Annotated in this window: 19 protein-coding genes; 8 read left to right on the forward strand and 11 right to left on the reverse strand. The window is 69.7% G+C overall.

From position 1 onward, the window contains the following. Positions 1–86: 86 nt before the first annotated feature. Both ACYVDG_RS19085 and ACYVDG_RS19090 read right to left on the reverse strand, forming a co-directional pair. On the reverse strand, positions 87–350 hold the full coding sequence (locus ACYVDG_RS19085) for a phosphoribosyl-ATP diphosphatase (protein WP_014913038.1): 264 nt from the start codon (positions 348–350) through the stop codon (positions 87–89). Between the two features lie 104 nt (positions 351–454). Continuing rightward, the gene (locus tag ACYVDG_RS19090) at positions 455–1,285 is read right to left on the reverse strand and encodes an SDR family NAD(P)-dependent oxidoreductase (protein ID WP_460754587.1); all 831 of its coding nucleotides are present in this window, start codon (positions 1,283–1,285) and stop codon (positions 455–457) included. A 156-nt stretch (positions 1,286–1,441) separates the two neighbouring features. Here ACYVDG_RS19090 and ACYVDG_RS19095 point away from each other — a divergent pair, with 156 nt between their 5' ends. The 6 genes from ACYVDG_RS19095 (at position 1,442) to lpdA (ending at position 10,703) form a co-directional block, all read left to right on the forward strand. Further along, positions 1,442–2,158, forward strand: a complete 717-nt coding sequence (locus tag ACYVDG_RS19095) for a class I SAM-dependent methyltransferase (protein WP_460754591.1) — start codon at positions 1,442–1,444, stop codon at positions 2,156–2,158. Between the two features lie 537 nt (positions 2,159–2,695). Beyond that, complete coding sequence (locus tag ACYVDG_RS19100) at positions 2,696–5,077, forward strand: trehalase-like domain-containing protein (protein ID WP_460754594.1); 2,382 nt, start codon at positions 2,696–2,698, stop codon at positions 5,075–5,077. Between the two features lie 206 nt (positions 5,078–5,283). Further along, on the forward strand, positions 5,284–6,390 hold the full coding sequence (locus ACYVDG_RS19105) for a winged helix DNA-binding domain-containing protein (RefSeq protein ID WP_460754597.1): 1,107 nt from the start codon (positions 5,284–5,286) through the stop codon (positions 6,388–6,390). A gap of 73 nt (positions 6,391–6,463) precedes the next feature. After that, positions 6,464–8,059, forward strand: a complete 1,596-nt coding sequence (locus tag ACYVDG_RS19110) for a hypothetical protein (protein ID WP_460754600.1) — start codon at positions 6,464–6,466, stop codon at positions 8,057–8,059. A gap of 134 nt (positions 8,060–8,193) precedes the next feature. Beyond that, a complete protein-coding gene (locus tag ACYVDG_RS19115; protein WP_460754603.1) occupies positions 8,194–9,165 on the forward strand; it encodes a DedA family protein in 972 nt (323 codons plus the stop codon). Positions 9,166–9,296: 131 nt separating this feature from the next. Continuing rightward, on the forward strand, positions 9,297–10,703 hold the full coding sequence (gene lpdA / locus ACYVDG_RS19120; RefSeq protein ID WP_460754606.1) for a dihydrolipoyl dehydrogenase: 1,407 nt from the start codon (positions 9,297–9,299) through the stop codon (positions 10,701–10,703). A 354-nt stretch (positions 10,704–11,057) separates the two neighbouring features. On the opposite strand, the gene ACYVDG_RS19125 is transcribed toward lpdA, so the two are convergent. The 8 genes from ACYVDG_RS19125 to ACYVDG_RS19160 form a co-directional block, all read right to left on the reverse strand. Continuing rightward, positions 11,058–11,558 (reverse strand): 2,4'-dihydroxyacetophenone dioxygenase family protein, encoded by a 501-nt coding sequence (locus ACYVDG_RS19125; protein WP_460754611.1) that lies wholly within the window; start codon positions 11,556–11,558, stop codon positions 11,058–11,060. Between the two features lie 36 nt (positions 11,559–11,594). Then, positions 11,595–12,365: an SDR family NAD(P)-dependent oxidoreductase gene (locus tag ACYVDG_RS19130; protein WP_460754616.1), complete on the reverse strand. Its 771-nt coding sequence runs from the start codon at positions 12,363–12,365 to the stop codon at positions 11,595–11,597. A 10-nt stretch (positions 12,366–12,375) separates the two neighbouring features. After that, complete coding sequence (locus ACYVDG_RS19135) at positions 12,376–12,723, reverse strand: hypothetical protein (RefSeq protein WP_460754619.1); 348 nt, start codon at positions 12,721–12,723, stop codon at positions 12,376–12,378. Then, positions 12,713–13,600 (reverse strand): ABC transporter ATP-binding protein, encoded by an 888-nt coding sequence (locus ACYVDG_RS19140; protein ID WP_460754625.1) that lies wholly within the window; start codon positions 13,598–13,600, stop codon positions 12,713–12,715. The genes ACYVDG_RS19135 and ACYVDG_RS19140 overlap by 11 nt, the downstream gene beginning before the upstream one ends. Continuing rightward, entirely contained in the window at positions 13,597–14,460 is an 864-nt protein-coding gene (locus ACYVDG_RS19145) for an ABC transporter permease (protein ID WP_460754629.1), read from the reverse strand. Before ACYVDG_RS19145 ends, ACYVDG_RS19140 begins: the two co-directional genes overlap by 4 nt. Continuing rightward, positions 14,460–15,308, reverse strand: coding sequence for an ABC transporter permease (locus ACYVDG_RS19150; RefSeq protein ID WP_460754632.1), 849 nt, complete (start codon positions 15,306–15,308; stop codon positions 14,460–14,462). Before ACYVDG_RS19150 ends, ACYVDG_RS19145 begins: the two co-directional genes overlap by 1 nt. Next, a complete protein-coding gene (locus ACYVDG_RS19155; protein ID WP_460754636.1) occupies positions 15,305–16,438 on the reverse strand; it encodes an ABC transporter substrate-binding protein in 1,134 nt (377 codons plus the stop codon). The genes ACYVDG_RS19150 and ACYVDG_RS19155 overlap by 4 nt, the downstream gene beginning before the upstream one ends. 243 nt (positions 16,439–16,681) lie before the next feature. Then, a complete protein-coding gene (locus tag ACYVDG_RS19160; protein WP_460754639.1) occupies positions 16,682–17,671 on the reverse strand; it encodes a LysR family transcriptional regulator in 990 nt (329 codons plus the stop codon). Positions 17,672–18,026: 355 nt separating this feature from the next. Between ACYVDG_RS19160 and ACYVDG_RS19165 the strand changes: the two genes are divergently transcribed. Further along, a complete protein-coding gene (locus tag ACYVDG_RS19165; RefSeq protein WP_460754642.1) occupies positions 18,027–18,719 on the forward strand; it encodes a hypothetical protein in 693 nt (230 codons plus the stop codon). A 148-nt stretch (positions 18,720–18,867) separates the two neighbouring features. On the opposite strand, the gene ACYVDG_RS19170 is transcribed toward ACYVDG_RS19165, so the two are convergent. Further along, on the reverse strand, positions 18,868–20,460 hold the full coding sequence (locus ACYVDG_RS19170) for an OmpA family protein (RefSeq protein WP_460754646.1): 1,593 nt from the start codon (positions 20,458–20,460) through the stop codon (positions 18,868–18,870). 258 nt (positions 20,461–20,718) lie between these two features. On the opposite strand from ACYVDG_RS19170, the gene ACYVDG_RS19175 reads away from it, so the two are divergent. Continuing rightward, positions 20,719–21,327: a fasciclin domain-containing protein gene (locus ACYVDG_RS19175; protein WP_460754650.1), complete on the forward strand. Its 609-nt coding sequence runs from the start codon at positions 20,719–20,721 to the stop codon at positions 21,325–21,327. Positions 21,328–21,365: the final 38 nt, after the last annotated feature.

Below are 21,365 nucleotides of genomic sequence, written 5' to 3' on the forward strand. Positions count from 1 at the left end.
TGGGTTCCTTTGTCGCTCTGGCGTGTTCGGGGACGTCTGATGGGCCGGTGCGCTACAACGCTTCCGCGTGACCGCGGGACACCGGCCTAAAGATGCTTGTAGACGTCCTCGAGGCGCAGGCCGCGGGCCAGCATCAGAACCTGGAGGTGGTAGAGGAGCTGCGAGATCTCTTCGGCGGCCTGCTCATCCGACTCGTACTCGGCGGCCATCCAGACCTCGGCGGCCTCCTCGACGACCTTCTTGCCGATGGCATGGACGCCAGCGTCGAGTTGGGCGACGGTCCCGGACCCCTCGGGGCGGGAGCGCGCCTTCTCGGACAGCTCGGCGAACAGCTCTTCGAAGGTCTTCATGGTGTCTTTCCTCGACCGACAGTGCGCTACCAGACTAGGTGCTTCCAACTACCCGTGACCAACCGGGGACGGGGAGCCTCAGGAAGAGCCGCCGGTGCCCCGAGTCACGCCATACGGCGGGCGACGGCCCGGACCAGGGCCCTGGGCAGGATCCGCAGGACACCGTCGGCGGCCTTGTACTGGCCCCCGGGGATGACCACCGGGCGCCCCGCCGACCAGGCGCGCAGGGAATCGCGGACGATGTGCTCCTTGGGGACGAAGGCGAACTCGGGCATGCCCTGCTCCTGAACACCCCGGGTCATGTCGGTACGCACGAAGCCGGGCAGGACCGCTGTGACGTGCACGTCCTGCCTGCGCACCTCAGCGGCCACGCTCTCGCTCCACAGCGTGACGAACTTTTTGCCCGCGCCGTAGACGGAGCCGCCCGGATTGGCGGGGATCTCGCCCGCCATCGACGACACGTTCACCACGCCCAGCTTGTGGTCCGAACCGGCGGCGCGACGGGCGAGCTGGACCGGCAGGACCGCGCGGGTCAGCTGGAGGACCGCGCGGACGTTGAGGTCCAGCATGGCGTCGATCTCGTCGGGATCCTGGTCAGCGAACGCGCCGCCGTCACCGCGGCCGGCGTTGTTGACCAGGAGGTCGATCGGGGCGAGGTCCCCGGCGCCGTCCACGGAGAGGCGGTCGGCGACGGTGGCCACACCCTTGGGGGTGCCCAGATCGGCGGAGAGGACCTCCACGTCCGTTCCGCAGCGCTCTCGTACGTCCGCCGCCAACCCTTCGAGGAGCTCGCCCCTGCGGGCGACCACGACCAAGGCGTAGCCGCGCTGGCCGAGCCTGCGGGCGTACTCCTCACCGATACCGCTCGAGGCTCCGGTAACCAGTGCGGTCCTGGGGTGGGAGGGGGGACCGGGGGACTTGGCCGCTTCGCTCATCCCCACAGCGTAGAGCCTGTGTCATTGGCCACCCGATACCTGACGCCCCGTTCGGTGCCGGTTCCCTTCCGCGCGGTGGTGATAGCCACGCGGCGTTTCCCAGACAAAGGCCGCCACGGTCTCCCCCTAGCAGCACAGAGGCGTTAGCGTTCAACCATGTCCGAGACTCAGAGCCCTGCCGGACCCTTTTCCGCCCTCAGGCTGGATGAGCGTCTGCGTGACACCAGACTCTTCTTCAGCCAAGCGCTGCGAACCTTCCATGCCACGGGTTCCATCGTGCCCAGCAGCAGCGCCCTGGCGCACGCCATGGCCGACCACATCCGTTTCCGAACCGAACCCGACGAGCCCCTGCGCATTCTGGAGGCCGGGGCCGGGACCGGCGCCATCAGCCGCGGGATCGCCGCGGCGATGCGCCCGGGTGACACCGTCGACTTCGTCGAATCCAACCCGGAGTTCGCGTCCTACGTCGAACACCTGCTGGAAACCGACCCGGTGATGACGCCGATCGCCGACGCGGCCAACGTGCACGCCTGCCTTGTGGACGAGATGGGCACGGACCAGACCTACGACGTGATCGTGTCGGGTCTGCCGTTCGCCAACTTCACCCCTGAGCAGGTTGAGGGGATCTTCGAGTACTACTTCAAGGTCCTGCGCCCCGGCGGAACCCTGTCCTTCTACGGGTACCTGTACACCAAGGAGGTCAAGGCCGTGATCGCCAAGCGCGAGGACTACCTGCGCCAGGCCCGGACCAGCTGGGTGGTGCAGGACTGGTTGGAGCGCTACGGCATCGGTTCGGAGAAGGTGTTCGCCAACGTCCCGCCCGCGTGGGTGCACCACCTGCGCAAGCCCGAATGGGAGTCGTCCAGCACCTGACCGGCACCATCTGACCGGCGCCGGACCACTCAGTTCCCGGTGCCGCCCGATCGAACGCCCCGCCCACAGGCTGTGGACAACTCCTCCGCAGCCAGGGGCGGGGTTTCGTACGTGCGGGTTCGGGTGCGGACGCACGCGCAGGAGGACCACCCGCGCAGACCGGGCCGCGACCTCCGCCACACCGACGGCCTGGTCACGCAACAGGAGCGGCGACTCCTCCGCCCTCACGACAAAGTGTCCTATTCGTGACGTGCCTCACTTAATGCACGTGTCGCACGCACGGCGGGGGCGCGGGTAGTCTCGCGTTGACTTCTGGGGGACCTGACCTTTTCCAGAACGGCTGGCATGACCAGTTCTGTCCGTGTGAACGCTAAATGTTCCTTAGGTCTGTTCAAAGTCCCCCGATGCTCATCCCGCGCCACCACCCCTGCGTCTACGTTCGTCACACCAACCCCGTGTGAACCAGACACATGCGCGCGGAGTCCTACATCTCACCTATTTTCCCAGGTCGACCAACGGACCGGTGGAGGAGGCAACGTGACGCTCACCCAGGTGGTCGAGGCGGCTCCGGCAGTGCCGCAGTGGCCAGCCGACACGACTCTAGAGGCCATGCCTCTCGACGTCCGGCAACGCGTCTCCGCCCTCGCGCGCACCTCGCGCCTACTCGTGGCCTGTGACTACGACGGTGCACTCGCCCCGGTCGACTCCGACCACAAGGGCCCCCTCCCCGAAGCGGTCCGCGCGCTGCGCGATCTCGCGGACCTGCCCGGAACCGTGTGCGCGGTCATCTCCGCCCGCCCCCTGCGCGACCTCGCCGCCCTCTCCCGGCTGCCCGCCGAGGTCCGCCTCGTGGGCGCCTACGGCACCGAGTTCGACACCGACCTCACCATCGACCCCCGCCACCCCGGCACCGGCCCCGACGCCCCGCCCGCGGACAAGGCCGCCGCCCTGGAACTGCTGCGCGAGCAGATCGATGCCACCGCGATCCTCTACATCGGCGGCGGCGACGGCGAGGAGCCGGTGTTCATGAACCTGAACACCGGGGCCGACGCGGGCGTCCGGGTCGGTGAGGAGCCCACGGTCGCAGCCCACCGCGTCCCGGACACCCCCACCGCCGCCACCCTGCTGGCCATGCTCGCGACCGAACGCCGCTCCTGGGTGTTCGGCGAGCGCCCCACGCCCATCGAGCGCATGTCCATGCTGTCCAACCAGGCCTCCGTGGCGCTGCTGGGTCCGGACGCCCGCCTGTCCTGGTTCTGCCACCCCGAGCCGGACTCCAACGCCCTGTTCGCGGAAGTGCTCGGCGGACGCCAGGCGGGCGTGTACGCGATCACCCCTGCCCATGGCGGCCTGCCCCTCGGCCAGCGCTACCTGCCCGGCACCATGACCGTGCGCACCCGGTGGTCGCGACTGGAAGTCACCGACTACCTCGCACACGGCACCGCACCCGGCCGCACCGACCTGGTACGGGTGCTCGGCGGTGTCACCCCCGCCAACGTCGAGTTCGCGCCGCGCCCGGACTTCGGCCGCGCGCCCATCCGCATCACCGTCGAACCCGAAGGCCTGCGCATCCAGGGCGCCGGCTTCCCCATGGTGCTGCGCTCCCCGGGTGTGGAATGGCACGTGGACCACGACGGCACCGACGACGTCGCCCGCGCCACCGTGCATCCCCGCTCCGAGCGCCCCGTCGTGCTGGAACTGCGCTGCGGCACCGATTCCCTGGCTCCCGAGGAACACACCGAGGCCGGGCGCCAGGAACTGACCGGTCGGCAGTGGTCGTCCTGGCTGGACACCCTGGAGCTCCCGCACACCGAGAACGCGTTGGCGGCGCGTTCGGCGCTGACCCTGCGGGGTCTGTGCACGCCCACCGGGGGTGTGATGGCGGCGGCGACCACGTCCCTGCCCGAGGAGATCGGCGGTGTCCGCAACTGGGACTACCGGTACTGCTGGCTGCGCGACGGCGCCCTGACCGTCCAGGCCTTGGTCTCGCTGGGGTCGACCACCGAGGCTGAGGCCTTCCTGGACTGGGTGCACCGCGTGGTGGCCTCGCTGCCCGGCCCTGAGCTGTTGCGCCCGCTCTACAGCCTGCGCGGCACCGACCTGGGGCCCGAAGAGGTCATCGAGTCGCTGTCGGGCTACGCGGGCTCGCGCCCGGTGCGGATCGGCAACCTGGCCGACCACCAGGTGCAGATGGACGTGTTCGGCCCCGTCGTCGAACTCATCGCCCAGCTCAGCGGTGTGCGCGGCGAACTCGCCGACCGCGACTGGGACCTGGTGCGTTCCATGGCTGAGGCGGTGGCCCGCCGCTGGCACGAGCCCGACCACGGCATCTGGGAGGAGCGCGACGAGCCCCGCCAGCGCGTCTACTCCAAGGTCATGTGCTGGGTGACGCTGGACCGCGCGATCACCCTGGCCGACCGGTACGGGCGCACCGTGGACCCGTCCTGGGCGGACCTGCGCGCGCAGATCGCCCAGGAGGTGCTGGACAAGGGCTGGAACGACGAGGCGCAGGCCTACACCACCGCCTACGACGGCACCGATCTGGACGCGGCGTCGCTGCACATCGGCCTGTCCGGGTTGATCGACCCCTCCGACGAGCGCTTCCAGGCGACGGTGACGGCGGTGGAGGCCGAGCTGCGCAGCGGGCCGACGGTGTACCGCTACCACCGCGACGACGGGTTGCCCGGTGGTGAGGGCGGTTTCCACCTGTGCACCACGTGGCTGATCGAGGCGTACCTGTTGACCGGGCGCCGCGCCGAGGCCGAGGAGCTGTTCAAGCACTTGGTGGGGTGTGCGGGGCCGACGGGGTTGATCCCCGAGGAGTTCGACCCGGTCACCGAGCGGGCGTTGGGCAACCACCCGCAGGCCTACTCGCATCTGGGCCTGATCCGCTGCGCCCAGCTCCTCGACCGGTTCTGAACCCGGGGCCGGCCACGGTCACCGTTTCCCAACCACCCACTCAACACGCTGGGGCGCTCCGAAAGGGGCGCCCCAGCGCGCTTCCCGGGCCGAGCGGACATGTGCGCAACGCCACTCCTCAGGGCACCTGACGTGGCGGCCCCAGACGATGTGTCATCCCCGGCTTATAGGGTTCCGGCACGTTTCGGAATCGGGGAGGAACCGCGATGTCCACCGCCCTCGGCCGCCGTGCCCTCAACCGCGCCACACTGGAGCGCCAGCTCCTGCTGCGCCGGGTGGACCTCTCGGCCACGGACCTGGTCACCCGCCTCGCCGGGCTGCAGGCGCAGACCGCGCACACCTGGTACGTCGGCTTCCAGAACCGCCTGGAGAACCCGGACCCGGACGGGATCGGGCGGCTGCTCACCGACGGATCCCTGGTCCGGATGTCGCTGATGAGATCGACCCTGCACCTGGTCACCCCCGATGACGCACGGTGGTTGCGACCGGTCACCCAGAAGGTCATGGAGCGGGACCTGGCGCACAGCGTCCACGGCAGGGCCACGGCGGACGTGGACCGCGCGGCCGTCGTCGCGCTGGGCCGGGAGCTCCTGGAGGAGCGTCCGCTCACCCCCAAGGAGTTGGGCGAGCGGCTCGGCGAACGGTGGCCGGGGGTGCCCGGAAACCACCTGGCCTACGTGGTCCGCTGCCTGCTGCCGGTGGTCCAAGTCCCGCCCCGCGGTGTCTGGGGCGCCTCCGGGCCGCCCGCCCTGGCTCCAGCCGACACCTGGACCGGGAGGACCATGGACGGCGGGGCCCGGCGCGAGTCCCTGGTGCAGCGCTACCTCGCGGCCTTCGGCCCGGCCAGCGTGCGCGACGTACAGGCCTGGTCCGGGCTCACCCGGCTGAAGGAGGTCGTCGAGAACATGCGCGACCGGTTGACGGCCTTCCGGGGAGAGAACGGGGCCGAGCTGTTCGATCTCCCTGAGGCTCCGCGGCCCGACCCCGACACCCCGGCCCCGGTCCGTTTCCTCTACGACTTCGACAACCTGTTGCGCGGCCACGCGGACCGGAGCCGGGTCATCTCCACCGAGAACCTGCGCCGCATCTCGGCGCGTAACGGGATGCCGCCCGCGACCGTGCTGCTCGACGGTGAGGTGAGCGCCGCGTGGCGGGTGGACCGGAGCCGCCGAACCGCCTCCTTGGAGGTCGTCCCCTTCACCCGGTTGACCGATGCGGATACCGAGGAGATCACTGCTGAGGGGCACCGCCTGCTCGCCTTCCTCGACCCGGGCCACGAAGGCGGGGAGGTCCGGATCACCGACCAGCACTGAGCATTCGGTCACCCGTTGTGTGCACATGCATCCGGTTCACCGACAGTCCGTGCGGGTATGACAGGATTCTCTGGTGACTGAAGAGTTCCGCGCCGCGTTCCAACGTGTGCTCGACACCGCCGCCAGCCAGGCATCCGGTTTCTCCGAAGCCGTGCACGACGTGTTCCGGCTCTCCTCCCAGGTACCCCAGGAGGAGCTCGCCATCGCGATGGAAGCTCTCACCCCGGTCCTGATCGACTGCGAACCCTACGCGGGGATCGCGGCGGACCTCTCGGTCCTGGCCGGTGCCCTGGTCGAGTCCGGAGCGCCGGCCGGTCAGGTGGGTTTGGAGGTGTTGCGGCAGCTGGGCAGTTACGGCCAGGCGGCCGCGGCCTTCATGCACGCCTGGGAGAAGACCGGCGGCGGCACCCTCCCCCCGCCGAACGACGTCGGCGAGGTCGAGGAGAAGCGGGTCGAGGAGGTCTTGGGCGACAACGCGCCGCTGGCCACCATCGGCTGGTGGACCTCCCTGCGCTACGGCCTGGCCGCCAAGGCCATGCTGAGCGACTCCGCAGTGCGCTCTGCGGTGCGTTCGGACCCCAGCGCGCTGGACAGCCTGGGTCAGATCGTGCACGCGCTCTCCACACGCCTGACCGAGTTCGGCGAGGTCGCCGAACTGCTGCGGATGGCCGAGGTGAGCCGGGCCCTCGTCCTGGACCGCGCCTCGTGGCGGGGTTTCCGCGTGCGCTTCGACGGTGTGAGCGACAACTTCCAGCTGCACACCCTGATCGCCGACGCGCTGATCGGCAAGGAGGGCCAGCGGCTGCCCGGTACCAGGCCGGACCCGCGGTGGGTCGCGGCGTCCCTGGACGCCCAGGTGGACCCGCTGGCCGACGTCGTGCGCGGTGAGTGGGACCTGGTCGGCGGCGACGGGACGTGGGTCGGCAACGAGGCCTGCCCCCGCGACATCCCCTTGGTGGACGGCGAGCGGGTCCTGGTCCTGGAGCCGCAGTCGCTGATGCACTCCTGGCGGGCCGGCCGACGGCACCCGCGCATCCCGGGCACACTCACCGTCCTGGCGGAGCTGCACCCGGACGAGGCCGCCACCTGGTGGGCCCGCATGCACCCGGCCGGCGCGGTCCGGCACCCGCAGGCCCCCTCGATCGAGCACGACGACACCGGCACGCACCGCCGCCCGCCTCGGCACTTCGGTGTGGCGGCGCACTTCGCCGAGGTGGACTCCGGACCGATGTCGGCGTCCTTCGGCGCCCTCGACCCGCACTTGGACGCCCCGGAACCCGGGGCAGGGGCGGCCCTGGAGAACCTCACGGCCAGCCCTGAAGCGGTTTCGAACCCCACGGGCTTCCCGGACGATCCCCTCGACGAACCCGACGAGTTCCCGGTCCCCGCACCGTGGGCCACCGGCCCGGGGCCGGGTGAACCCGAGTGGCGGGAACCCCGCTCGCTCGAGGAAGCGGAGGCGTCCCCGGAGCCCGAACCGTTCCGGGGACCCGATCCGTCCCCGGGTTTCGAACCGTTCGGTGCCCCCGAGCCCGAGCAGGGCCCGGAGAGCCCCGACGACACGCGTCCTCCGGGCGCTCGGCTGCTGCCGCCCCTCCCGCCGGGGGTGTCGGACAGCAGCACTTGGGCCCCGCACTGGAAGTGGCCCATGGGCCCACCCGGACGCTGAGCACCCAGGCACCGGTCGCGCGGCGGCCGGGCCCCGACATGACACTTGTCATCACCCGCCCACAGCACCCCTCATAAGGAGGCGGTGACTCCTACGACTGTCCGGCAGGGGCGCTCTCACGGGATTCTGGGGACATGACGACGAACACGAAGAGCCCCCGGTCCCGCGACGGCGAACAGAGTGCCCGGCCCACCCGTGAAGCGGCCCTCAAGGCGGCCGGCAAGGAGTGGGACCTCGAGGAGTCCAAGCGCGCCAAGGCCGAGATGAAGGCCAAGGCTCCGTGGAAGGGCAGGTTCGAGCGCCAGGACAAGATCCTGCTCACGCTCGCCGTCGTGATCCCCGCGTTCTTCCTCCTGACCCTGCCGCTGCGGCCGCTCTTCATCGCGGACCACCCGATCGGCCTGGCCTTCGTCACCGGCAGCCACGCCGCCGTCGGCGCCGGCGCGGCCTTCGCCAGCATCGGGGAGGCCCCCCTGTGGCTGGTGGTCGTCGCGGGCGTGGTCGGCAAGATCAAGATCGACTGGCTCTTCTGGTGGGTGGGCCGCCGCTGGGGGCACGGCATCGTCGCCTTCCTCATCCCGAGCGAGCGCGGCCAGCGCTTCGCCAACCGGTTGCAGACGATGAACCCCTGGGTCATGCGGCTGATCATCCCCCTCAGCTACTTCCCGGGTGTTCCGGGCGGGATCCCCCACATCATCGCCGGTGTGAACAGGATGCGCCTGAGCACCTTCATGCTGCTGGACGCGATCGGCGCCCTCATGATCACCTCCCTTGTCGCGGCCATCGGTTACGCGTCGGGCCAGGCGGGTGTGGACGTGGTCCTGCTCATCGACCAGTACGCCCTGTGGATCACGCTCGCGCTCATCTTCGGCATGGCGATGTACCCGGTCCTCGGCCAGGTCCGGGACCAGAAGGCGCGCAAGGCGGAGGCCCTCCGCGAGGTGGCCGAGGCCTACGACGCCGAGACCGAGCGCATCGAAGCCGGGACCGTTCTCGAGGCTGACGCCGAGGCCCCGCCGAGGCCCCCGCCGAAGCCGCCTCCGGGGCGACTTCCGAGGACGTTCCTCACCCCTCCGACGGCGGCCCGACCTCCAAGGACTCCGTAAAGTAGATCCGCGACCGCACACGGTCACACACGGGGGCGGGGTCCGCGACTAGGCTGGCGATCGGCAATCCGACACCCCGGGCAAGCCGGCTGCACTGGGTGCGTCACAAACTCACTCAAGGAGATCCCGTCATGGGCCAGCAACACTTCGATCTGGTCGTCCTCGGCGCCGGGCCGGGCGGTTACGTCGCGGCGATCCGCGCGTCCCAGCTCGGCCTCAACGTGGCCGTCGTCGAGGAGAAGTACTGGGGCGGGGTCTGCCTCAACGTGGGCTGCATCCCTTCCAAGGCCCTGTTGCGCAACGCCGAGCTCGCCCACCTGTTCCAGAACGAGGCCGAACAGTTCGGCATCAAGGTCAACGGGACGGTGGAGTTCGACTACGGCAAGGCGTTCAGCCGCAGCCGGGAGGTCGCGGACGGCCGGGTCAAGGGCGTCCACTTCCTCATGAAGAAGAACAAGATCACCGAGCTCAACGGGCGCGGCACCTTCATCGACGACCACACCGTCGAGGTGAAGGCCGAGGACGGGTCGACCAGCACCGTCACCTTCGACAACGCGGTGATCGCCGCCGGCTCCTCCACGAAGCTGGTCCCGGGCACCTCCCTGTCCGAGCGGGTCGTGACCTACGAGGAACAGATCCTCACCGAGAAGCTCCCCGAGAGCATCGTCATCGCTGGCGCCGGGGCCATCGGCGTCGAATTCGCCTACGTGATGAGCAACTACGGGGTCGACGTGACCATCGTGGAGTTCCTCGACCGCGTGGTACCGCTGGAGGACGAGGAGGTCTCCAAGGAGATCGCCCGGGCCTTCAAGAAGCTCGGCGTGAAGATCATGACCTCCACCAAGGTGGAGAAGGTCGAGGACACCGGCGGGGGCGTCAAGGTGACGGTCACCGGCGCCGACGGCAAGCAGCAGACCCTCGAGGCGGACAAGCTCCTCCAGGCGATCGGCTTCTCGCCCAACGTCGAGGGCTACGGCCTGGAGAAGACCGGGGTGGTGCTCACCGACCGGGGCGCCATCGACATCGACTCCCGGGGACGCACCAACGTCCCGCACATCTACGCGATCGGTGACGTCACCGCCAAGCTCATGCTGGCCCACACGGCCGAGGCCATGGGGATCGTCGCGGCGGAGACCATCGCCGACGCCGAGACGCAGGAGATCGACTACCGGTTCATCCCGCGGGCCACCTACTGCCAGCCGCAGATCGCCAGCTTCGGCTACAGCGAGAAGGAGGCCAAGGAAGCGGGCTTCGACGTCCAGGTCGCCAAGTTCCCCTTCATGGCCAACGGCAAGGCGCACGGCCTGGGTGACACCCGCGGCTTCGTCAAGCTCATCTCGGACGGCAAGTACGGCGAGTTCCTGGGCGCCCACATGGTCGGCCCGGACGTCACCGAGCTGCTGCCGGAGCTGACGCTCGCCCAGCAGTGGGACCTTACGGTGCACGAGGTGGCGCGCAACATCCACGCCCACCCGACCCTCAGCGAGTCGGTCAAGGAGGCCGTCCACGGCCTGGCCGGGCACATGATCAACTACTAGGGCGTGTTAGGTGGATGCTGCCCGTCGCGAGCGGTGTGGGGCACTGCGCCGTAGGCGTCCGTTGAGGGTGGTGGCGGGCGACGGGTGGGCGGTGCTGGCACAAGGCCGAAGAAGGAGTTCCCCTACTGTGCGCTGCCTCGCAAGCTCGGCAGCATCGCACAGCGGGGCCCGCCCGGGTTTGGCTGTCGACTGAGAGATGCGCAGTGACAGTGCCGCTGGGGCGGCGCGCAGCAGGGCAAGTGCCCGCCGAACATGCCCTAGCGCGTCCGGGCCGGTTCGGCGCCGCCCCTGAACGCTTCGTGGGGGGACCGGACGCGCTCCGGTCCCCCCACCTCTGCCCGGCACCGGCCGGACTCAGCGGATGAGCGGTTCGAGGACCCCGGGAAGGCCCACGCTGTCGTAGTGGGCACGGGCCATCTCGATCTTGGTGAAGACGTCCTCGTAGCCGGTGGCCGCCCCGTCGCCGTCGACGTAGACCATCGCGCCGGTGATGTTGAAGAACGTGACCATGTGGTCGCAGTCCTCCGGGACGGCGAGGGTGTGGATCTCACCGGGCGGCTCGTACACGAAGTGCCCGGCCTCGGCGACCCAGTCGTGCTCGTGGTAGTACCACTTGCCCTCGATCACGTACCCGAACACGGCCCCCGGATGGCGGTGCCGGGAAACGACGCCGGAGGCCGTGACCTTGAGCAGGTTGCACCACTGGCCGGTGACGGTGTTGAGCATCAGCGGGCGGAACCACACGTCCGGTGCCTGGGGCACCCACATTCGCGGGTCCTCGGGAACGGCAGGGATCGCGATCTCGTCGGGCAGGTCCGCGGACGGCTGGATGAGTGGGGCTTTGCTCGGGGACACTGATTCCTCCTGTAGGGGATCGGTTGCGTGGCCTGGTCAGGCAGCGAGGTACCCGCCGTCCACGGGAAGCACGGCCCCGGTGACGAACCCCGCGTCCGGGCCGCACAGGAACTCGACCGCGCCGGCGATTTCGCTGGGGTCTCCCCACCGGCCCATCGGGGTGCGCTCGAGGATGCGGGCCTCCGCGGTGTCGTCCTCGCGGATACCCGAGGTCAGGTCGGTGCGGATCCAGCCGGGGGCGACGGCGTTGACGCGGATGCCCTCGGACGCCCAGGCGACCGCGAGCGATTTGGTGAGCTGGGTGATTCCGCCCTTGCTCGAGCTGTAGCCGGGAACCAGGGGGCCGCCGACGTAGCTCAGCATCGAGGCGATGTTGACGATCGATCCCCCCACCGCGGCGAGGGCTGGCCGCGCGGCCACGCAGGCGCGCATGGCCGAGGTCAGGTTGACCTCCACGACGCGCGCGAACACCGCGGGGTCGAACTCGTCGCGGCGCCGGATGATCCCGGCCGTGTTGACCAGGGCGGTGATCTCAGGGAACCCGGCGAGGTAGTCCTCCAGCTCGCCCTCGCCGGTCACGTCGAGCTCGGTGACCTCCGCGTCCCCTCGGACCTCCTCAGGGGCCTGTTCGGCCCGCAGCCCAGCGACGGCGACACGGTCCCCGCGCCGGGCGAACCGCGCGGCCACCGCGGCGCCGATGCCGCTGGTACCGCCGAGCACCACGACCGCCGACCGCGCGGTCGCGGCCGCTCCCCGCGCCCGGTCGGCGTCGTCGGCCGCGGGGCCGGGGTTCCGTACTTGGTCCATGGGCCCATCCTCAGTCGGGGTCGGGGACGGCGAGGGTGTCGATCCAGTACTCGCGGGCGAGCGCGTCGACCCCGGCGGGCGAGACTCCGCGCAGGTGCACGGTCGTACCGTCGGTCCCGGAGACCCGTCCGTGGTCCTGGAGTTTGAGGAAGTGGTAGCGCTCTGGTTCGAAGCCGAGGACCACGTCCACGTCGAACCGGCCGCGCTCGTCGGGTTCGTCCCCGAGACCGGGCTCGGCCTTGCCGGTCGCCTGGAAGGTCAGCCAGCCCTGGTAGAGCAGGACGAGCAGCACCACGACCACGATCCGCCGCAGTGTGGCACTCCTCGCCGCCCTGCCCCCGAGCGCTCTAACGGACATCGGCGGCGCCCTGTTCGTTGCCGGAACCCCGCTCGCCGGCGAAGCCCCGTTCGCCGTCCGCGGCGCCCCGCTCGCCGCCGACCGGCACGTCATCCCCCAAGTCACCCTCCAAGCCGTCCACGTCCAGGAGGCCGTTCAGGTGGGCGACCGCCTCCCGGAAGCCCGGTTGGTCCACCGCCGCACGCCAGGAGCGCGGACGGGGCAGGTCGACGGTGACGATCTCCTGGACGGCACTGGGCCGCTGGGAAAGCACGACGACCCGGTCGGAGAGGAAGACCGCTTCGTCGATGTCGTGGGTCACGAAGAACACGGTCGGCCGCCGTTCCTCGAAGATGCGGGTGAGGTCCTCTTGGAGCCTGCGCCTCGTTTGCGCGTCGATGCTCGCGAAGGGTTCGTCCATGAGCATCACCGCGGGTTCGTTTGCCAGGACCCGGGCGACCCCGAGCCGCTGCTGCATGCCACCGGAGAGCTCGTGCGGGTAACGGTTCTCGAACCCGGCCAGGCCCACCAGGTCCAGGTACTCGCGGCCGCGCTCCTCACGTTCACGCCGCCGCACGCCCTTCATCCGCAGGCCGAAGGCGACGTTGCCGAGCACGGTCTTCCACGGGAACAGGGCGTGGCTCTGGAACACCACCCCCCGGTCGGGTCCGGGGGCGCTGACGTCCCTGCCGTCCACCGCGACCGAGCCCGACGTGGGCCGCACGAAACCTGCCACGGTGTTGAGCACCGTGGTCTTGCCGCAGCCGCTCGGGCCGAGGACGGACACGAACTCGCCCTGCTCCACCGTGAAGGACACGTCGCCGATCGCGACGACCTCGTCACCGCTGTAGGCGTCCGTGTAGACCTTCTCCAGGTTCTCGATCACCAGTGCGGTCATCCGTCGCCCTCCATGTTGCGTACCATCCCCCACCGCTCCACGGTGGCCCTCTCGAACGGCGCCAAGACCAGCGCGTCGAGCATGTACCAGAGAATCCCGAGCACGACCATGCCGAGGAAGACCTGGCTGACGTCGCCTGCCCTGCGGGCGTCGAACATCATGAAACCGATACCGCTGGTGCCGACGATGATCTCGGCGGCCACCAACGCACGCCAGCCGTAACCGAGCCCGGTCCGCACACCCGTGGCGACGGACGGCAGCGCCCCCGGCACGATCACCTCGAAGAACACCCGGACGCGTCCCGCGCCGAGGCTGCGCGCGGCCCGGATCAGCTCCTTGGGCACCTGTTCGACCCCGGCCACCACGCTGAGCATGAGGGGGAACACGATCGTGTAGACGATGACGAACGTGACGGCGGTCAGGCTGAACCCGAACCACACGATGACGATCGGCAGCCAGGCGATGTCCGCGATCGCTTGGAAGAACAGCAGGATCGGCCAGACCGCTCTGCGCAGCCGCCAGAACATGGCGGTGAGGAACCCCATGGGCAGGCCGATGAGCAGGCCGAAACCCACCCCGTAGGCCAGCCGCTCCATGGAGTCCCCCAGGTACCCGGGCAGGACGCCCTTGCGGATGAGGTCGATGAACTCGACCACCACCCGGTCGGGCCCCACGAAGAACGCCGGCGGGAACAGCCCGCTCTCGGCCAGGCCCCACCACAGGAGCAGGACCGGCACGAACGGTCCGAGGGTGCGGAATGCGGAGCTGCGGGTGAGCCGGGACCAGACCCGGCGGGCCAGCGGTGCGCGCCGCCGCGTCGGCCGCGCGGAGGGGTCGGTGCGCGTCGTGACGGCCGACATCAGCGATCACCCCTCGTCATGCCCCACCGTTCGACCGTGCGGCGTTCCAGCGGGGCGAGCAGGAGGCGGTCGGTCAGCAGCCACAGGATTCCGATCAGCACCATCGAAGCGATGATGACGTCGGTGGAGAAGGTGGTCTGGGCCAGGAACAGGGCGTATCCCAGCCCCGCGCTGGCAGCGATGATCTCGGCGGCCACCAGGCCCCGCCATCCGTAACCCAGCCCGATGCGCAGGCCCGTGATCACACTGGGCATGGCGCCGGGCAGCAGCACCTCCCAGAACATCCGCCACGGTCCGGCTCCGAGGGACCGGGCCGACCGCAGGAGCGCTACTGGGATGCGGCGCACGCCCAGCATCGTGTTGTACGCCAGGGCGAAGAACATCGCGTTCCACACGATGAAGATGACGGCGCCGTCGCCGTAGCCGAACCACAGGGTGGCGATGGGGATCCAGGCGATCCCGGCCAGGGCCACCGAGAACCGCAGCAGCGGGGAGAAGAAGGCCGACAGGGCCCGGCTGGCGCCGAGCGCGATCCCGAACGGAAGGGCGGTGGCGATCGCGACGACGGAGCCGACGAGGACCCGGTAGAGGCTGGCGCCGACGTGGCGGGCCAGTTCACCCGAGACAGCCATGCTCCACAGGGCCGCACCCACATCGTTGACCTGGGGGAAGACCCGTTGGGGGACGCCCGTCACGGACACCGCGGCGGCCCACACTCCCACCAGGGCGACCAGTGGGAGCACGAACCAGAGGAACCGTCCGACCCGGTCTCCGGTGCGGCCGCGGCGTGGGGCGGCCGCACCGGATCGCGCGGCGCGTCCGAGACCGCGCGCTGGGCCGTGCGTCATACGGCGCACGCCTCCTGGGCGACCTCGCGGACGAAGGTGTAGTCGTCTTCGATCAGCGCGGGGTCGGGTACTTCGGCGAGGTCGTCGAACAGCTCGGGGTGGTTCTCCTCGACGGAGAGGATCGGCCCCGGGTGGAAGAGGTCGTTGAGGTCGGTGTCGTACTCGATCTCGTCCTCTTCCTCCAGGAGAAGGGCGACGGTGTCCAGCGCCAGGTAGTTGCAGGCCGAGAACCGGGGGTCGAGCTGCTCGATGTTGTACTGCATGGCCTCTTCGGCGATCTCGAGCTCGGTACCGGTGATCCAGCGGACCGCGGCCTCGGAGGCGTCGTCGGGGTTGTCTCGGATCCAGCGGTCCGTGGTCGCGCGGGAGGCCAGGAAGGCCTCGACCAGGTCCTCGTTCTCCTCCAGGTACTCGGGGGTGGTGACGACGTAGCCGATGTAGGGGATGTAGCCGCCGCCCCGCACCACCTCGTAGGTGTCGTCGACCTGGTCCAGCACGGTGATCGGCCAGGGGTCCCAGCTCACCGCGGCGTCCGCTCCCCCGGTCTCCAGGGCGACGGGCATGTCCGGCGGCGGCGTGTTGACCAGGTCCACGTCGTCGACGTCGATGCGCATGTCCTGGAGCAGGCCGAGCAGGTACAGGTGGTTGATGGTTCCGAAGCTGGTGGCGATGGAGGCGCCTTCGAGGGTGGAGAGGTCCTCGGGATCGATGTCGGAGCCTTCGGTGGCCACGATCGACATGGTGTCGTCGACGCTGCGCTCCGTGGCCGACCCCGAGTAGTTGCCGACCATGACGAGGTCGACGCCTTCGCTCACCGCGGGCATGGCGGGTACCCCGACCTGGATGATGTCGACCTCACCCGCCTCCATGGCGTTGATGGCGTCCACGCCGGTGGGGAAGGGGTCGGCCACGGTCACGTCCAGACCGTTGTCCTCGAAGTGGCCGAGTTCGGTGGCCAGGGGCAGGCCGAGCTGGTCGATGCCGTCAACGTAGCCAGCGTTGAGGGAGCCGCTCGCGGCGGAGTCCGCACCCTCCACGTCGTCGTCCACGGTCGCGCCCCCGCTGCAGGCTGAGGCCAGAAGGACTATGGAACAGGCAGCGGCGAGGGGAGTGAAGGGGAATCGGTGCATGAGCGTTCTTCCAGTGGGCGGGTGTGCGCCCCCATGCGGGCGCACACGTTCCCCGTCCGTGAGGTGGGAACGCACCGGAGCACCCGTCGGCGACCGCCGTATGTGGGGGGTGGGGTGTGGCGACGCGAACGGGCCCAGATGGAACTGGACCCGACCATTCGCGCTTTTCGGGCACGACGCTACCGGTGCCGGGATCAGGCGTGAAGAACCATTCGGTTATACCGGTATTCGCGGAACGAATACTCAGCCGCCCCGTTGGACGCGCTGTGCCGGAACGCTCCGCCGCGCTGCGATCCGCGAAGCGACGGGCACGGTCCCGAACGGTGTCGCGGCCTCGGAGACGACCTGGAGCACGCGTCTGGCGGCCGGTGTGAGCGTCCGTGTGGAGTCCCAGCACACGGCGACGCGGCGCTCCGGTGACCCCCGCAGATGCCGCACGCGAACACCCGAGGTATCGGCGGTCCAGGCGGCCAGCCAGTTGGTGACGCCCACTCCGATGCCCCGGGACACGAGGGACACGAGGGTCTGGGGCTGGTTGGTCGCCTGCACGAGTTCGATCGCCAGGTCGTGTTCCTGGAAGACGTGCCATGACTCGAACTCGGCGTTGCTGGGAGCGTCGAGGCGGCCTATGGACACGATCGGGTAGGCGGCGACGGCCGCGAGGGGGACTGGTTCCGGTACGTCCGCCAGGGGGTGGTCCTCGGCGTGCACCACGACGAGCGGTTCCGTCCACAGGGGGCGGCTGGTCACGGACGCGGACACGGGCTTGGGCGCCATGGGCCGCAGGTACAGGTCGACCTCGCCGCCCACGAGGGCGTCGTCCAGCTCCAGCGTGGCGTGCTCCGAAAGCACCACCTTGATGTCCGGGTCGCTGGCGGCCAGGCTCTGGAGGAGGTCGGGCACGAAGGCGGCACCAGCGCTGGGGTAGGCGCCGAGGGAGACGATGCCGCGGGTGCCGCCGCGCCAGGGTGCCATCGCGGACTCCGCGACCTCCAGTGCCCGGAGAACGTTGCGGGCCTGCACGGCCAGCGCGCCGCCAGCTTCGGTGAGCCGTACCGGGCGCTTCCTGCGGTCGAACAGGGGCTGGCCGATCTCCCGCTCGAGCGCCGCGACGTGCTGGCTGACCCGGGGCTGTGACCGGCGTGTGGCCTCCGCCGCGGCCACGAAACTGCCGCTGTCGACCACGGCAAGAAAGGAAACGAACCACTCCAGGCGGATATCCGTGTCGAGCATGCGATCACGCTCCGTCGTGCGATGGGGGGGCGGGTTGCGGGATGGTGGTGGAGGACTGGGAGACCGGAGTGATTCAAGATACAGGGGGGAAAAGTAAATTCAGCAAGACAAAAGACAGGTGAACTCCACCACCTGCCCCTTTCCCTCGTTTCGGACTATTGGGAAATCTTATTTTGAGATTCCGGAGGCCACCCCTCGCCGCCCCTGGCACGGCGCCGCGGTCGTCCGCTCCGCCCCTGACCGCCCCCAGAACCTGCGCCGGGCACCCAAGGGGCACCGGACTTGCTAGGTTTCCCTGTGTCCCCTGCCGGAGCCCCCTCCTACAGCCCGGCGCACCCCGAACCGAAAGCCACCCATGCGCCTGATCCCGTCCAAACCCTTGTCGTGCCTGGGCACGGCCGCCGCCGCAGTCGTCATCGGTGGTGTCGTCCTCGTCGGCTGCGACGCGGTCGACCTCGACCTGGACCTGAGCCTGTCATCGGACGGAGCGGACTCCCCCGCCGAAGGCGAGAGCGCCAGCCCGAGCCCCGAGGACGCAGAGGCCCAGGAGGATGAGGAGGACCCCTCGGCCTACGGTCTTCCCGAGTCCTGCGAGAGCGCGAACGCCGCGGAGATCGCCGGAGACCTCGCCCCGGGCACGGTCCTCACCGAGGACAGCGGCGCCATCGACGGGATCGACGGTGCCGAGCAGGTCTCCTGCACGTTCAGCGACGGGAGCGCCGAGCCGGGCACCCCCTCCTTCACCCTCGTGTTCACGTCGGGAACCGACCCCAGCGCCAACCCGGACGTCGTCCAGGTGCCGGGCGCCGAGGCGGAGATGAACTGGGAGGTGGACGTCGACGTGGACGTGGACACTTACCACACGGAGGACGCCGACGACCTCGGCGGCGACTTGGAATACGTCGGCACCGTGGACGGGGCCAGCCGACACCTGTACTTGGAACTGCCCGGCGACTTCCACGTCACCGCCATCGCCTACTACGACGACGTCGAGCGCGACGAGCTCGAGCGCGTCGTCCTACAGGCCGCCGAACAGATCCGGGGCTAACCGTCCTGACGGCGGGCACCCCGTGTTCCCCGCACTTCGGGCAGGCCTCGTCCGAGGCCCTGTTCCCCGGTTCCACTCCTCGGAACACGGCTGAGGGGCCGCCGGCTTTCCGCCAGCGGCCCCTCCCGAGTTCCTCCAAGCGCCCCGCCTAGTACTCGACCGGGATCTCCTCGAACTCGCCGAACGGTCCGGCGCGCAGGGTCAGCTCCTCGACGTCCACCGGGGGCGCGGGGAAGACCGCGACCAGCTCGTGGGTGTTGCCGGGCTGGATCATGTGCACCTCCTCAGCGAAGCTGCTGTAACGGCCCTCACCGAAGTCCATCTGCGCCACGTAGCGCACGAGGCCGCCGTCCGGCTCGAAGAGCTGGAACCCGCCGAGCGTGCCCTTGTTGAACTGCTCGGGGCCGCCCGCCACCGACTCGGTACCGCCCAGCTCCGGGGCTAGTGGCTCGTCGGTGGTGTTGGTCATCGCCACGGTGCCGATGACGTAGGCGCCGTCGCGGCGGAGCGGGTGGATCTCCAGGAGGATCCCGTCCTCCTCGCCCTCCGCGACCACGGAACCCGGGTCGTCGCTGTAGGGCGCGGGCCAGGTGGCGTTGCGCTGCGCGACGCCCAGACCGTCGTCGTCGTAGTCCTCGTCCTCGGTGGCCTCGACGGTGGGGTCGAAGACGTAGGAGAACTCGACCCGGCGGTTGCGCGCGCGGGCCTCCTCGTCGTCGGAGCCGCCCTCTCGGGCGATGGGCTCACGCTTGCCGCGGCCCTCGACCTCGAGGTTGTAGTCCGTGCCGAGCTCCTCCGCGAGGAGGTCGCGCACGCTCTCCGCCCGCTCGACGGACAGATTGTCGTTATAGGCGTCGTCACCGACGCCGTCGGTGTGGCCGATGACGGTGATGGTGGGATCGTCGGGATCGACGTTCTCGGCAAGGGTGGTGGCTGCGCGCCGCACCACGTCAGCGGCATCGTCGGTCAGATCCGAGCGGTCGAACTCGAACATCACGTCCGAGTGCAGCGAGATGATCTCGCGGTCACCGTCACGCGTGGTGGAGGCGACCTCGGAGTCGACGAAGCTCTGCACCCAGCCCTCGTCGGCCAGCGCGTCCTCGTCGGGGCGGCGGTTGGCGAAGTCGAGGCTCTCGCCGCCGTCGGGCGGGTTGTCGAGGCTGAGGTGGTCCGGCCCGATGGGGTTCTCCGGGTCCTCGCGCTCCTCCTCCACGTCCTGGATCGTGATGCCGGTCATGGCACCCAGGCCGCTGCCGACGAAGGTCACCTGCTCGACATCGTCCGGAAGCCTCGGGAAGTAGCGGGTGTACTCGTTGGTGACCCCGTCGTGCACGGGGTAGAGGCCGTCCTCGTTCGGGCTCTCGGATCCGTACTTGAGCCCTTCGTCGTCGAGGAACTGCCGGTACACGCGGCCGGTGAGGGGGTCGACCAGCGTGTGGGCCATGCTCAGGTTCCGGTTGGGACCGTCGAAGTCGTCCAGGTAGGTGACCTCGTAGTGCATGACGGTGTAATCGTCGGTGCGTTCGAGGCCGGTGATGGCGAAGCGCATCTCGGTGTCCTGACCGGTGTCCTGGAAGATGCGCCCCTCACGGACGTAGGGGAACTCCTCCCTGACCTCCGGCGGACCCGACGCGTCGCCGAAGGTCTCGGACCACCAGTCGGACACCGGGGTACAGCCGCTGAGCAGGAGGCTGCCCGAGACCATGAGCGCGACCACGGTGAGGGGCGTCTTCCGCGCCATGTGGGGGAACTCCGATCGTTGAGGAGACGTACGGGCAATATCTTCCTGCACTCACAGGGTCGAACCGACCACGGCGTCCCGATAGGAGCGCTGTCAACCGCCTTGGCCAGGGGTGACCCCTCTGGGGGATTCTTCGCTATGCCCTCACATCCGCGTGTGGAGCGACGCGTGTGGAGTGGGTCGAACGACCCGCCACAGGCTACTGGCGCGTAACGTCGTGTTCCGGTAACGGACGGCAATCGCATGGAGGAGCGACGCATGCGGAAGAGAACCCTCGCGGCCACCGCGGCCGCACTCGCGCTCGGACTGAGCGCCTGTGGCCAAGGGGATACGGACGACGAGGCACTCCAGGAAAGCGGAAAGGAGGGTTCGGCCGGGGGGAACGGGAGCGCGGCCGAGCCCTTCGGTCCCGGCTGCTCCGATTTTCCGCGGGAAGGCCCGGGCAGCATCGAGGAAATGGCTGACCAGCCGTTCGCCAGCGCCATCGACGAAAACCCGGTCCTGGGAAACCTCGCCGACGCGCTGGATCAGGCGGGTCTGAGCGAGGACATGGACACCTCCGAGGGCATCACCGTGTTCGCGCCCACAGACGACGCCTTCGACATGTATCCGGACGAGGAGGTCGAGGACCTCCTGGAGGACCCGGACGCACTGGCGTACGTCCTCAACAACCACGTGGTTGCCGGGGAGGCCGAGCCGGGGGAGTTGGACGACGGCATGTTCGACGCCCTCAACGGCGGCCAGGTGCGCGTGTCCGAGTCCGGAGGCGAGTACACCGTCAACGACTACGCACCCGTGGTCTGCGCGAACATCCAGACCGCCAACGCCACCGTGCACGCGGTGAGCATGCTCGTCATCCCCTCGTAAGCCCCGCCGGTAGCCGCGTGTGAGCCCCGGGTCCCTGA

It is taken from the genome of Nocardiopsis oceani (assembly GCF_054777395.1).

Coding starts and splice junctions, on each gene's coding strand:
- ACYVDG_RS19085 (WP_014913038.1), bottom strand. CDS start 350: ATGAAGACCTTCGAAGAGCTGTTCGCCGAGCTGTCCGAGAAGGCGCGC.
- ACYVDG_RS19090 (WP_460754587.1), bottom strand. CDS start 1,285: ATGAGCGAAGCGGCCAAGTCCCCCGGTCCCCCCTCCCACCCCAGGACC.
- ACYVDG_RS19095 (WP_460754591.1), top strand. CDS start 1,442: ATGTCCGAGACTCAGAGCCCTGCCGGACCCTTTTCCGCCCTCAGGCTG.
- ACYVDG_RS19105 (WP_460754597.1), top strand. CDS start 5,284: ATGTCCACCGCCCTCGGCCGCCGTGCCCTCAACCGCGCCACACTGGAG.
- ACYVDG_RS19115 (WP_460754603.1), top strand. CDS start 8,194: ATGACGACGAACACGAAGAGCCCCCGGTCCCGCGACGGCGAACAGAGT.
- lpdA (WP_460754606.1), top strand. CDS start 9,297: ATGGGCCAGCAACACTTCGATCTGGTCGTCCTCGGCGCCGGGCCGGGC.
- ACYVDG_RS19130 (WP_460754616.1), bottom strand. CDS start 12,365: ATGGACCAAGTACGGAACCCCGGCCCCGCGGCCGACGACGCCGACCGG.
- ACYVDG_RS19135 (WP_460754619.1), bottom strand. CDS start 12,723: ATGTCCGTTAGAGCGCTCGGGGGCAGGGCGGCGAGGAGTGCCACACTG.
- ACYVDG_RS19140 (WP_460754625.1), bottom strand. CDS start 13,600: ATGACCGCACTGGTGATCGAGAACCTGGAGAAGGTCTACACGGACGCC.
- ACYVDG_RS19145 (WP_460754629.1), bottom strand. CDS start 14,460: ATGTCGGCCGTCACGACGCGCACCGACCCCTCCGCGCGGCCGACGCGG.
- ACYVDG_RS19150 (WP_460754632.1), bottom strand. CDS start 15,308: ATGACGCACGGCCCAGCGCGCGGTCTCGGACGCGCCGCGCGATCCGGT.
- ACYVDG_RS19155 (WP_460754636.1), bottom strand. CDS start 16,438: ATGCACCGATTCCCCTTCACTCCCCTCGCCGCTGCCTGTTCCATAGTC.
- ACYVDG_RS19160 (WP_460754639.1), bottom strand. CDS start 17,671: ATGCTCGACACGGATATCCGCCTGGAGTGGTTCGTTTCCTTTCTTGCC.
- ACYVDG_RS19165 (WP_460754642.1), top strand. CDS start 18,027: ATGCGCCTGATCCCGTCCAAACCCTTGTCGTGCCTGGGCACGGCCGCC.
- ACYVDG_RS19170 (WP_460754646.1), bottom strand. CDS start 20,460: ATGGCGCGGAAGACGCCCCTCACCGTGGTCGCGCTCATGGTCTCGGGC.
- ACYVDG_RS19175 (WP_460754650.1), top strand. CDS start 20,719: ATGCGGAAGAGAACCCTCGCGGCCACCGCGGCCGCACTCGCGCTCGGA.